The sequence below is a fragment of the Vreelandella azerica genome (assembly GCF_013112225.1).
In the GTDB taxonomy this organism is placed as follows: domain Bacteria; phylum Pseudomonadota; class Gammaproteobacteria; order Pseudomonadales; family Halomonadaceae; genus Vreelandella; species Vreelandella azerica.
In genome coordinates this window covers 45,032-57,862 of record NZ_JABFHI010000005.1, presented here as the reverse complement: position 1 = coordinate 57,862, position 12,831 = coordinate 45,032, and the positions used below count along the sequence as shown (strand labels likewise).

Below are 12,831 nucleotides of genomic sequence, written 5' to 3'. Positions count from 1 at the left end.
ATAAGCCTGCACTGACAAAACGGCGCCAACCCACAAGGTTGGCGCCGTTTTAGTTCTTAGGTACTGTCAGGTTTGTCTGTGGTCAGGACGCTTTCAGCGGACGTGGCACATCTGAGATTTCCTGCAGCTGGGTTTCAATCCAGGCTTCCACTTCGGCATTCACGTTATCGGATGTTTTACCGTCTGTGGTGATCGGTGCACCAATGCGTACCCGCAGGACCCCAGGGCGCTTAACCCAGTGACGCCCCGGCCAGCGCTCCCCTGCGTTGTGCGCCACAGGCAGCACCGGCACACCAGCGCGGCAGGCAATCACGCTGCCACTTTTGTTATAACGTTTGCGTACACCAGGCTCTACCCGAGTACCTTCAGGGAAAATCAACACCGACAAGCCGCTTTGCAGGCGAGTAACTCCTTGAGTAAGTACTTGCTTCATGGCACGGGCAGGCCGTGAACGATCAAGGGCAATCGGATGGAGCAGCCTCAGCGCCCAACCGAAAATCGGGAAACGCAGTAACTCCTGTTTCAGCACCGTGCATACCGGCGGCTTCATGACCTGCAAAAACACCGTTTCCCACTCGCACTGATGGTTGGCCTGAATCACACAGGGGCCACTAGGCAGATTTTCACGCCCTTCAATTTCATAACGCACCCCGCAAGCGACGCGAAACCAGACCATCAAAAAGTGGTTGTAGAGATTAAGCAGGCGGTAGCGCCCTGAAAGCGGCAGGAAAGGCGCGATGGGCAAACAGAACACGCCTATCAATAACATGGCACCAAAGTAGCCGATGTAAAAAATCACACTGCGCAGCACATTCATCAGGCGGTGCCCCCGCCGCGCTGGCATTATCGTCATCGCGCATCAGACACCAGGCATCCAGCATACGCCCGACTTCCAGCCGCCAGGGCTTCTGGTGAACCCCAAAGGTTTCCAGTACGCGCCGACAGTTCAACACCCGGCGCAATTTGGCGTCGTGATGGTGCTTCTGTGCCTGTACTTCGCCAAGTGCCACCTCTTCACCGCGCCCTTCCAGGTGGGTACCCAGTTGGGTGCGCACCATAGAGGTAAAGGTGAAGGCACTGACCGGTTCTGTGCCCGCCAGATGATAGGCTCCCCAGGCCTGCACCCCGCAGGCAAGCTGCTGGAGCATGCCCACCAGCGCCAGCGCCACCGCATCAGCACTGGTCGGGCAGAAAATCACATCCTCGGCGGCTCTGACATTCTCCCCGATAATCAGGCTGTCAATTACCTGGTTCAGCCAGGCATGGCTACCTTCCAGCGCAAACAGGGGGCCAAGGCGCACAATCAGGTGCTGGGCATATTCAGCGCGAATACGATCCCCCGTCTTGATCAGACGGCGTAGGCTGTCATCCCTGGGTGCCGGCACCAGATGCTCATCAATCGGCACCTCAAAACCGTCCTCATACAGCTGATCAGACACACACCATACCAGCGTTGTCTGCTGCGCCTTGCAGGCATCAAGGCAGGCATCTACGGCATCAGCATGGGCGGTGACATCCGCAGGCACCATGTTCAGAGGATGCGCCAACGGCGGTATAATCACGGCATCTGGCGCCACTTCCGCCACTCTTTCGGCACTCAGCGCCGTTCCTGCTTCTATCACCAACTCGGTATCCGAGCGGCGGCTGGCTTCCCGCGCCAGCGCCAGGCTCAGACAGTGTCCCGCATCCAGAATCAGCAGCTTCACGAAAGCCTCTCCCCTTGGGCGTGTTGATCACCACGCTGTATTCGATCTCGTTTATGGCTGACCATTCTAAACCCTAACGGACGAATCGGCACATGCCGTGTGATAACCAGCATGGTGCAGGGTATAGCAGCAATCGCCGTCACCAGACAGCAATTGCGGTAATTGCCTGTTCGCTGAATCAGTCGTGCCAACCACCCCTCCTTGGGTCTGGTCAATATAGGTAGCTTCATCTGCCAGCTCTCCTGATCTTTTCATGCGGATGCATGTGCCTAGCTTACAACCCTAGAGCCAGCGCTGTGAAACCGCACACTTTATCAGTTCAGCAGTAAGGCCGCTGATTAACCTTGACAGACAGAGGGTGGGTGCGAATTCATACAACGAGGGAAGTAGAGAATAGCAAGAAAATTTCTTTTTGCCTGGGGGCTGGTGAGGTAAGCCACCCTTGAGTCTCAGGCGTCACACTGCGAGACTTAAAACCCTGGTAACTTACCCACAACCCCTTCGGGAGGTGCCTGATGAGCATGAAGGTTAACTACACACCGGCGACTGCGCTGATCGTGGTCGACATGCAAAACGATTTCTGTGAAGGCGGTGCTCTTGGGGTGGCCGGTGGCGCTGCCCTGGTGCCAGGCATCAACGCTGAAATTGAGGCCGCCCGGGCGGCAGGTGCGCTGGTGGTGGCGACCCGCGATTGGCACCCGGTTGACCATGTGAGTTTTGAGCATCGCGGCGGGCCCTGGCCGGTACACTGCGTGCAGGATGCCCCGGGTGCTGATTTCCACCCGGATCTGCAACTGCCCGCTGAGGCCATTCGCGTCAGCAAGGCCACCGCCTTTGATACGGATGCCTATTCCGGTTTCGATGGCACCGGCCTGGGTGGTTATCTCAAGGAAAAAGGCATCAAGACCGTGGTCGTGTGCGGGCTGGCACTCGATGTGTGCGTTCACGCCACCGTGCTGGATGCCCGCCAGGAAGGCTTTGCCACCCTGCTGCTGGAACCCCTGAGTGCCGCCGTTGACCCGCAAGCCGTGCCCAAGTGTCGTCAGGCATTTCACGACGCCGGTGCCGAGGTGCACGAATGATGAACTCTCCAATGGTCGACGACAGCGAACTGGCCCTGCTGACCGACTTGTATCAGCTGACCATGACCCAGGCGTACTGGAAAGAAGCCTATGACCAGCGCGCCACCTTCAGCCTGTTCTTTCGCAAACTGCCACCCCAGAGGCGCTTCATGCTTGCCTGCGGCCAGCAGCATGCCGCTGCCCTGGTGAATGAACTGCGCTTTGGTGAAGCCGCGCTGACAAAACTTGCCGAGACCGGCCTGTTCGAGACGGGCTTTCTGGACTGGCTGCGCGACTGGCGCTTTGAAGGGGATATTCACACCCTGCCCGAAGGCACCCCGGTATTTCCCAACGAGCCACTGCTTGAAGTCGATGCGCCGATTGCCCATGCCCAGCTGCTGGAAAGCCTGCTGATGAACCTGGTGCAGCTGGAAACCGTGCTCGCCTCCAAGGCCGTACGCCTGGTGATTGCCGCCCAAGGTCACCCGGTGGTGGATTTCGGCATGCGCCGCATGCACGGAATCGATGCTGCCGTGCGCGGCGTGCGGGCCTACCGCAACGCTGGGCTGGCGGGCACCAGCAATGTGCTGGGCGGCTTGCGCCACGGCCTTGCCATCAACGGCACCATGGCCCATAGCTATGTGCTCGCCCATGACGATGAATACGAGGCCTTTCGGCTGTTCGCCCGCCATTACCCGAACACCACCCTGCTGGTTGATACCCACGATACCCTGGAAGGCGTCCGCAAGGTGGTTGAGCTGATGCGTGAGGAGCCCGACATACGGGTGCAGGCCATCCGCCTGGATTCAGGCGACCTTGGCGACCTGGCCAAACAGGCCCGCCAGCTGTTGGATAGCGCCGGGCACAGTGAGGTGCGTATCATCGCCAGCAGCGGTCTTGATGAAGATGCTATCAATGCCCTGCTGGAAGATGGCGCCCCCATTGATGCGTTTGGCGTGGGCACCCAGATGGGCGTCTCGGCGGATGCGCCCGTGATTGATCTCTCCTACAAGCTGGTGGCTTACGCTGGCGAGCCGCGCGTTAAACACTCCACCGGTAAGACCAACCTGCCCTGTGCCAAGCAGGTCTACCGCCGCTACGCGGAGGACGGCGGCTATCTCGGTGACGTTATCGCTCTGCGCGATGAAGCTTTGGCTGACAGCGCTGAGCGAGGTGAGCCCTTACTTCGCCCCTTGGTGGTGGCAGGCAAGCTCGACGCAGACGAGATGGCCCGCGCCGATAGCGCCAAGGAGCGAGTTGCCCAAGCGCTGAAGCAGCTGCCAGCCGATGCCCTTGCGCTTGATGACGGCGAAAGTGGTTATTCCGTGAGGCTGAGCCCTGAACTGGAACGACTGCGTTCAGAAAGTTGAGTGCGCTGTTTCAAACATCTGAACTGCATCAACGATGCCTAAACCATAAAAGCCTCTGAAAAGAGGCTTTTATGGAAACATGCAAGATCCAGCATCACGGCTGGCGTGACCAGATCAGAAATCTCGCTTGTCATGCACTGCTTTTGCTGTGCCTGGAAGCGATAGGGCTGCCCCTTGTTGCTGTTGTGATTCCTGCAGCGTTTCCAGCCCAGCGCCCGGCATGCGGTAAATACCCATCTGCAGCGCCAGGTGCTCCGCCTGACGTTCAAGCTGGACGGCAGCATGGGCGGTCTCCTGAACTCGGGCCGCATTTTGCTGGGTCATCTGATCCATTTCATTGATGGCCTGATTGATTTCAGTGATACCGCCGCTTTGCTGCTCGGACGCCGCGCTGATCTCGCCCATGATGTCCTTGACCCGGCGCGAGGCGTCCAACGCCTCATTCATCGCCGCTTCGGCCTTGCGTACTTCCTGGGCACCGCTGTCGATATCCTGGCTGGAAGAAGCAATCAGCGTGCGAATTTCCTTGGCAGCCTCGCCGCTACGCCCTGCCAGCTTACGAACTTCTTCGGCTACCACCGCGAAACCACGGCCCTGCTCACCGGCACGAGCGGCTTCCACCGAGGCGTTCAAGGCCAGGATATTGGTCTGGAAGGCAATGTTATCGATGGCATCCACCATCTCTTTCATATGCTGCGCGCTTTGGGTAATGCGCTCCATACTCTGCACCACGGATTGCATCAGGTCGCCGGTCTTATCCATAGTGACGGCATTCTCCCCGGCAAGCCCATTGGCCTGGCGTGCATTGTCAGTGTTCTGCTGAACGGTCGCGGTCATTTCCTCCATGCTGGATGCGGTCTGCTGCAGAGACGCGGCCTGCTGTTCGGTGCGTGCTGACAGCTCTTCATTACCTTGTGCAATCGAAGCGCTAGCGGGGGCCACCACCTCAACGCCGCTTTTGATCGTACGAGTGGTAGCCGTCAGGCTGTGGTGCATGATCGAAAGCGCTTTCGCAAGCTTACCCACCTCATCCCGGGTGATTCTGGGCAGGCGCGCTGCCAGGTTGCCCGAGGCAATCTGCAGGGTGGCATCGGTGGCTTGGCGCAAGGGCGTGGTAATTGCGCGGATCACCAGCAGGCCCAGCACCACCAGCCCCAGGATGCTCGCCAACAGGATGGCGCCCTGCGTAATCAACAGGTTGCGCTCCTGCTGAAGGCTTTCCTCTGCCAGCGTGTTGGCAAATGCCAGCTTGTCTTCGACCATGCTGCGGGTAATCTGGCCGAGTGCTTCAGCCTGCGGGCGCAGCACCTGATTGAAGGCGTCATCCGCATCAAAGCCATTACCGTCCAACAGCGCTGTCATGGTGGGTTCGATACCTTGTTCAATCACGGTGGTCAATTGATTATCAAAGCGCGCAGGGTCACCTTCAGGGTTGGCGTCAATGGCCTTGCCCGCCAGGAAACGCTCGCGAGCGGCATCAATCTGCTCTGCCGTAGCGGTGGTTTCATCGGCCAGGGCTTCAATCTCGGATAAGCGCATGGCACGCGGGTTACGCACGGGCTGTTCAAGATCAATGATCAGGTCAGCAAGCAACTGATCGATGCGCTGTAGATCCGCAATATCCTGAACGCTGCCGGTATTGATCTCGCTGATCCTGTCGCTGGAAGACGTTAGCCCATAAATGCTGACAACACCGGAAAGCAGTAACAACAGCACCGGCACCATGATCATCATCACCAGCTTGGCGCGCACCGTTCTTAGGTTGAGGCGCAAAAGCCAACCTGTCACACCGCGTCGGACGATAGCCCCGTGATCCAGGGTAAAGAAGGTTCGCTTGCCTTCACGCAGCCGGCGGTAACAGGTCTCGGCGCGCTGGATATCTTCGTCTGAGGGTTTCACGCGTACTGACGTATAGCCTTGGCACTGGCCGTCTTCCAAGATCGGCGTAACGTTGGCTTCTACCCAGTAGTGATCACCGTTCTTGCAGCGATTCTTGACCAGACCGCGCCAGGTCTCTCCACGCTGAATGGTGGCCCAGAAATCGGCGTATGCCGCTTCCGGCATATCAGGGTGGCGAATAAGGTTGTGTGGCTGGCCGACCAACTCATCCCACTCATAGCCGCTGGTGCTAATGAAATCATCGTTGGCGTAGGTGATACGCCCCTTGAGATCGGTACGTGATATCAGCAAATGCGTGTCGGTCAGTGGGTATTCACGCTGAGTGACAGGTTGATTATTGCGCATGACGATACCCTCTGGAAATGGTCAGACTTCCGAGAGAATCATGCACGTGCCATACCGAGTGTTCAATAGTTAAAGATTATTAAACAAACTTGAGCAAGCCCTGAAAGCATCTTTTCCTCGTCTTCCTCATCGATAAAACGCTTACTTACCTGTGGCGGGAGGGCTTAGCTATAAAAAAATCAACAGGCCATAAACGAAAGCAATAAAGCCCTGCATAAGCAGGGCTTTATTGGCTTAACTGATCTTAAAACGTCACAAGCTACAGTTACTCAGTCTCAAAAAGGAATCTCGTCATCAAAATCATCAAAGCTGCCCGGGTCCGGAGCGCCGTACTGACCACCCTGATTATTCTGCTGGTGGTTCGGTTGGCCGCCCTGCTGAGGTGGCTGGGGCGCGGGCTGCTGCTGAGGCTGGCGTTGTGGCTGCTGCTGTGGGGGCGGGTTATTGCCCTGGAACTGGTTATTACCCTGCGGTGGGTAGCCGCCACCCTGCTGGGGCTGAGCGTTCGGGTAGCCGCCGCCGCCCTGAAAATCACCGCCGCCGCGCGAGTCGAGCATCTGCATGTCGTTGGCGACAATTTCCGTGCTGTATTTATCCTGGCCGTTCTGATCCTGCCATTTGCGTGTCTGCAGGCGGCCTTCAATGTAGACCTTGGAGCCTTTTTTCAGGTACTGCTGGGCGATCTCTGCCGTCTTGTTGAACAGCACAATGCGGTGCCACTCGGTGCGTTCCTGACGCTGGCCGGTCTGCTTGTCCATCCAGGTATCGCTGGTGGCCAGGTTGAGGTTGGCCACGGCCGTGCCGGAGGGGGTGAAACGTACTTCAGGGTCCTGACCGAGGTTACCGATCAGGATGACTTTATTGATTCCGCGCGCCATAAAAGATGCTCCTTGATACCATTCATAATAATTTGAGGGCCGCCCGCTCGCTTGGCCGCCTTACCGCCGTGGGGGTGTCAGAAGGCGCGTTAATGCGTCCTGATCCAACTGCTGCCGATTCACCTTGAGGTAAGCCAGACGTTCTTCCGGCACGACCATTACGTCTTCAACACCGGCCACATCCGCCAAGCGCTCCATCAGGGTGTCGAGGGTATCACCATGGTTATCGCCAAGGGCCACCACCTCACTGGAAAGTGGTGGCGGTGCAGGCATCGACCACATGACCACCCACCACAGCAGGGCCAGGCCAGCACTGCCGAAAAATACCGCATCCAGGCCCCAATGATGGGCCAGAAAACCGCCCAGGGTGCCGCCTAAAAAGGCGCCTAGAAACTGCCCTGTGGAATAAACCCCCATGGCCGTGCCTTTTGCCCCCGCTGGCACCAGTTTACTGAGCATGGAAGGCAAGGTGGCTTCAAGCAAGTTAAACCCGGTAAAAAACACCAGCAGCCAGACAAAAAGCCCCCTGCCATCCGCTACCGGCAGACCCAGCGCCGCCAGGCTCAGAGTGATGGCGCCTACCGCCAACAGGCAGATCAGCTTCATATGCTGATACTTCTCGGCAATGATCACCAGAGGCAGCATCAGCACAAAGGCCGCGCCCATAATGGCCAGATAGGCCATACCGTGGCGGTCCACGCCAATCCCCGCCTCCAGCAGACGAAACGGCACCGCGACAAAAATCGCCATCAGCACCAGATGCAGGGCAAAGATCGAGACATCCAGGCGCCACAGATCAGGCCGAGTGATGACATGGCGCAGCTGGCGACGATCCATACCCACATCGCGGTGTTTGAGCCGCCGAGGAGCGGCCGGCACCCAACGCCATAGCACCAGCAGGCCTACCAACGTCAGCAGGGCAGTAAACCAGAAAACGCTGGCAAGCCCGGTGCGTGCAGCCAGCCAGGGGCCCAGCACCATAGCCAATGCAAAGGAAAGGCCAATCGACAAACCAATGGCCGCCATGGCCAGGGTACGCACCTGCTCCCGGGTCTGGTCAGCCAGCAGCGCCATGATCACCGCCGCCACAGCACCGCTGCCCTGCAGGGCACGGCCGATGATAATACCAGTAATCGAGTCCGCCAGCGCCGCCACCACACTGCCCAGCCCGAACAGCAAAAGGCCAATCACAATCATGCGTTTGCGGCCGAAACGATCCGACAGCCAGCCAAACGGAATCTGCAGGCAAGCCTGTGTCAGGCCATAGATGCCCAGCGCCAGGCCGATCAACAGCGGGGTGGCACCAGCCAGCTCATCGGCATACAACGCCAGCACCGGCAGCACCATGAAAAGCCCCAGCATACGCGAGGCATAAAGCCCGGCCAGGCCACTGATCGCGCGGCGCTCAGACGTCAGCAAAAGTGCAAAAACGTGTCGCATAAGGTCCTTGATTGACAGAGTCCTTGAAAACAGTCTTTGAAAACGGTTCTTGAAAACAGTCTCGATGAAAACAGGCTTGATCCGAAAACCGCACGAATCAAAAGACACAGCACAAGTGCGCAAGGCAGCCCGCTATTCTAACGCTTTGCGGGCAACGTTGACATTATCCACGCGGCAAAGACGTGGTTTGTTTGCGCATCCTTTTTGCCCCATAAGGTATAAGAAACGTATAATTATCTTTTTGCCGTACACCACGAGGTGTTGATGGACAGCATTCTGGTCAGGGGTGCCCGCACCCATAACCTCAAAGAGATCGATGTTGAGCTTCCCCGCAACAGGCTGATCGTGATTACCGGGCTTTCCGGCTCCGGCAAGTCATCGTTGGCGTTTGACACCCTGTATGCGGAAGGCCAGCGGCGCTATGTGGAATCGCTCTCGACCTACGCGCGCCAGTTCCTGTCGATGATGGAAAAGCCCGACGTTGACCATATTGAAGGCCTGTCACCGGCGATTTCCATCGAGCAGAAGTCGACCTCCCACAACCCGCGTTCCACCGTGGGGACCATCACCGAGATCTACGACTATCTGCGCCTGCTGTTTGCCCGCGCCGGCACGCCGCGCTGCCCGGAACACGGCGAGGATCTTGAAGCCCAGACGATTTCCCAGATGGTCGATCAGGTCATGAACCTCGCCGAAGGCACCAAGCTGATGCTGCTGGCGCCTGTGGTCAAGGGCCGCAAGGGTGAACACCTGCAGCTGTTGGCGGAACTGCGCGCCCAGGGGTTTGTGCGCGTGCTGATCGACGGTCAGGTGCTGGAACTGGATGATATCGCGCCGCTGGACAAGCGCAAGAAACACGATATCAGCGTGGTGGTTGACCGCTTCAAGGTGCGCGATGATATTGCCCAGCGCCTGGCGGAATCCTTCGAGACCGCGATCAATCTGGCCGACGGCACCGCCATGATCCACTTTATGGACGGCGATCAGGAAGACCTGGCCTTTTCATCGCGCTTTGCCTGCCCGGTGTGCGGCTACTCCCTGGCCGAGCTTGAACCGCGCATGTTCTCGTTCAATAACCCGGCGGGTGCTTGCCCGACCTGTGATGGCCTGGGGGTGCAGCAGTATTTCGATCCTGAAAAGCTGATCAGCCATCCGGAGCTTTCCCTGGCCGAAGGGGTGATCAAGGGCTGGGACCGGCGCAGCGTCTATTACTTCAGCCAGCTACAGGCGCTGGCTAAACATTATGGGTTTAAGTTGGAAACCCCTTGGCAGGAGCTTACTCAGTACGACCAAGACCTGATTCTAAACGGCAGCGGTGACGAGCCGGTGCCGTTCAGCTACGTCAGCGACCGAGGCCGTAAGGTCACCCGTGAACACCCGTTTGAAGGCGTCTTGCCTAACCTGCAGCGCCGCTACCGGGAAACCGAATCCAACATGGTGCGCGATGACCTTGTTAAATACATTGCCGTGCAGCCCTGCGCGACCTGTAGCGGCTCGCGGCTGCGCAAGGAATCCCGCCATGTGTTTGTCGATGACCATACCATTGCCGATATCGTCCACTTCCCTATCGGCGAGGCCTGGCGCTATTTTGCTACCCTGACGCTGCCGGGGCGCAAGGGTGAAATCGCCGAAAAGATCGTCAACGAGATTCATGCACGGCTGGAGTTTCTGGTTAACGTGGGGCTGGATTACCTCAACCTTGAGCGCAGCGCTGATACTCTTTCCGGCGGCGAGGCCCAGCGTATTCGCCTGGCCAGCCAGATCGGCGCGGGCCTGGTCGGGGTCATGTATATTCTCGATGAGCCGTCCATCGGCCTGCACCAGCGCGACAACGACCGCCTGCTGAAAACCCTGGAGCGCCTGCGCGACCTGGGCAATACAGTGATTGTGGTCGAGCACGATGAGGATGCCATTCGCGCCGCTGACCATGTGCTGGATATCGGCCCCGGCGCCGGGGTACATGGTGGTCAGATCGTTGCCCAAGGCACGCCCCAGCAGATCATGGATAACCCGGATTCTCTCACCGGCCAGTATCTTTGTGGCAGCCGCGAAATTGCCGTGCCTACCTACCGCATCCCCGCTAACCCGGAAAAGCAGCTGGTGTTAAGCGGGGCCACCGGCAACAACCTGCAGGATGTCACCCTGAGCCTGCCACTGGGCTGCTTTGTGTGCATTACCGGGGTGTCCGGCTCGGGCAAATCGACACTGATCAACGGCACTCTGATGCCGATTGCCGCCCGTGAGCTGAACCGGGCCACCACCTTGAAGGCCGCGCCTTACCGCAAGATCGAGGGGCTGGAGCAGCTCGACAAGGTCATTGATATCGACCAGAGCCCGATTGGTCGCACGCCGCGCTCCAATCCGGCCACCTATACCGGCATTTTCACGCCTATTCGTGAGCTGTTTGCGGGCACCCAGGAAGCCCGCTCACGGGGCTACAAGCCAGGGCGTTTCTCGTTCAACGTCAAGGGTGGGCGCTGCGAGGCCTGCCAGGGCGAAGGCATGATCAAGGTGGAAATGCACTTTCTGCCGGATATCTATGTGCCCTGTGATGTGTGCAAGGGCAAGCGCTATAACCGCGAAACTCTGGATATTCACTACAAAGGTAAAACCATCCATCAGGTGCTGGAAATGACCGTGGAAGACGCCCTGGAGTTCTTCAGCCCAGTGCCTGCCATTGCCCGGCGCCTGCAGACCCTGCTGGATGTGGGGCTTTCCTACATTCGCCTGGGGCAGAGCGCGACCACGCTATCCGGCGGCGAGGCCCAGCGGGTCAAGCTGGCTCGCGAGCTGGCCAAACGCGATACCGGCAAAACCCTGTATATTCTTGACGAGCCCACCACCGGGCTGCACTTCGAGGATATCCGCCAGCTGCTGACCGTGCTACACCGCCTGCGTGATCATGGCAACAGCATCGTGGTGATTGAGCACAACCTGGATGTGATCAAGACCGCTGACTGGCTGATTGACCTTGGCCCAGAAGGGGGTTCCGGCGGCGGGCAGATCATCGCCGAAGGGACGCCAGAGCAGGTGGCCAAGATGAAAGTGTCCCACACCGGGCGCTTTCTCCAGCCGCTGCTTGAGCGTCAGCTGCGCAGAGGAAAGGTCGGGTAAGTGGCCAGCAGGCCGTCCAGCTCGTTACAGACAAAGTGTGGTTCGATCCAGTGGCCAAGGTGCTCATGGACATAATGCAGAAAGCGCTGCGCCGATTGCGGCAGGCGCTGGTCACTGCGCACGATAAACTGCCAGTGGCTTTCAATCGGCAGGCCCGCCACTGGCAGCACGGCAAGCTCGGGGTGTTCCTTGGGCAGCACGTGCTCTGACAATACCGCCACGCCCATGCGGGCGGCGACGCCCACGCGGATGGCCTCATTGCTGGCCATCTGCAGGGTCTTCTGCATGCTCACGCCCTGCTCCTGCAGCCAGCTATCCAGCAGCATGCGGGTCGCTGAACCAGGCTCCCGCAGTAGTAAGCGTTCACTTAGTAGCTGTTCCAGGCTTATCGACGATTGCTGTGCCAGCGGATGGTCAGCGGCCGCTATCGCCACCAGAGGGTTACGCATGAAACGCGCCGCTACCGCATGGGCCAATGCGGGCGGATGGCTGAACACATAAAGATCGTCTTCATGGCGGTCAAAACGCGCCAGCACCTGGCGACGATTGCCGATATGCACAGTGACATCCACATCGGGAAACGCCTGGCTGAACGGCCCTAAAAGCCTCGGCAGCACATACTGGGCGGTGTTCACCAGCACAATGCTGAAACGCCCTTTACGGCCATACTGCAAATCGCTTAGCTGATCGGCAAAATCATCAAAACGCCCCAATACATCTCGGCTGGCCTGATACAGCGCCTGGCCGGTTGCCGTCATGGTCAGCCCTTGGGCATGCTGTTCAAACAGCGGGCTGCCGACCGCCTCACTCAGCCGCTTGAGCTGCTGCGACACGGTGGGCTGGGTAAGATGCAGCTGGCGCGCTGCGGCGCTGACCGAGCCACAGCGGACAACGGTGACGTAGACTTGCAGCAGCCGAAACGTCAGGTGGCGAATGTTCACAGCAAAGCTTCCTTGGTTTACATAGATAATTATCTATACTTTTCTTTGAATATATTATTAGTTATCTAGTGAACTCG

General features: G+C 58.5%; 9 protein-coding genes. 3 read left to right on the top strand and 6 right to left on the bottom strand.

Features of this window, described 5'->3' with window-relative positions; genetic code table 11:
- Positions 1-82: 82 nt before the first annotated feature.
- Together HLB35_RS12430 and HLB35_RS12425 are read right to left on the bottom strand one after the other, a co-directional pair.
- Positions 83-769: a lysophospholipid acyltransferase family protein gene (locus HLB35_RS12430; RefSeq protein ID WP_235937206.1), complete on the bottom strand. Its 687-nt coding sequence runs from the start codon at positions 767-769 to the stop codon at positions 83-85.
- A complete protein-coding gene (locus tag HLB35_RS12425) occupies positions 696-1,706 on the bottom strand; it encodes a sugar nucleotide-binding protein (RefSeq protein ID WP_328731794.1) in 1,011 nt (336 codons plus the stop codon). Before HLB35_RS12425 ends, HLB35_RS12430 begins: the two co-directional genes overlap by 74 nt.
- A gap of 515 nt (positions 1,707-2,221) precedes the next feature.
- On the opposite strand from HLB35_RS12425, the gene HLB35_RS12420 reads away from it, so the two are divergent.
- Together HLB35_RS12420 and HLB35_RS12415 are read left to right on the top strand one after the other, a co-directional pair.
- The gene (locus HLB35_RS12420; RefSeq protein WP_171702831.1) at positions 2,222-2,788 is read left to right on the top strand and encodes an isochorismatase family protein; all 567 of its coding nucleotides are present in this window, start codon (positions 2,222-2,224) and stop codon (positions 2,786-2,788) included.
- Entirely contained in the window at positions 2,785-4,137 is a 1,353-nt protein-coding gene (locus HLB35_RS12415; RefSeq protein ID WP_235937171.1) for a nicotinate phosphoribosyltransferase, read from the top strand. Before HLB35_RS12420 ends, HLB35_RS12415 begins: the two co-directional genes overlap by 4 nt.
- A gap of 114 nt (positions 4,138-4,251) precedes the next feature.
- Here HLB35_RS12415 and HLB35_RS12410 read toward each other — a convergent pair whose 3' ends face one another.
- The 3 genes from HLB35_RS12410 to HLB35_RS12400 all read right to left on the bottom strand — a co-directional run bounded on the left by HLB35_RS12410 (position 4,252) and on the right by HLB35_RS12400 (position 8,699).
- Positions 4,252-6,381 carry a methyl-accepting chemotaxis protein gene (locus tag HLB35_RS12410; RefSeq protein ID WP_171702830.1) on the bottom strand — a complete coding sequence of 710 codons (2,130 nt, stop codon included), beginning with the start codon at positions 6,379-6,381 and terminating at the stop codon, positions 4,252-4,254.
- A 275-nt stretch (positions 6,382-6,656) separates the two neighbouring features.
- A complete protein-coding gene (gene ssb, locus HLB35_RS12405; RefSeq protein ID WP_171702829.1) occupies positions 6,657-7,259 on the bottom strand; it encodes a single-stranded DNA-binding protein in 603 nt (200 codons plus the stop codon).
- Positions 7,260-7,319: 60 nt separating this feature from the next.
- On the bottom strand, positions 7,320-8,699 hold the full coding sequence (locus HLB35_RS12400; protein ID WP_171702828.1) for an MFS transporter: 1,380 nt from the start codon (positions 8,697-8,699) through the stop codon (positions 7,320-7,322).
- 264 nt (positions 8,700-8,963) lie between these two features.
- Here HLB35_RS12400 and uvrA point away from each other — a divergent pair, with 264 nt between their 5' ends.
- Entirely contained in the window at positions 8,964-11,813 is a 2,850-nt protein-coding gene (gene uvrA / locus HLB35_RS12395; RefSeq protein WP_171702827.1) for an excinuclease ABC subunit UvrA, read from the top strand.
- On the opposite strand, the gene HLB35_RS12390 is transcribed toward uvrA, so the two are convergent.
- Positions 11,786-12,754: a LysR family transcriptional regulator gene (locus tag HLB35_RS12390; protein WP_171702826.1), complete on the bottom strand. Its 969-nt coding sequence runs from the start codon at positions 12,752-12,754 to the stop codon at positions 11,786-11,788. The genes uvrA and HLB35_RS12390 overlap by 28 nt on opposite strands.
- Between the last annotated feature and the right edge of the window lie 77 nt (positions 12,755-12,831).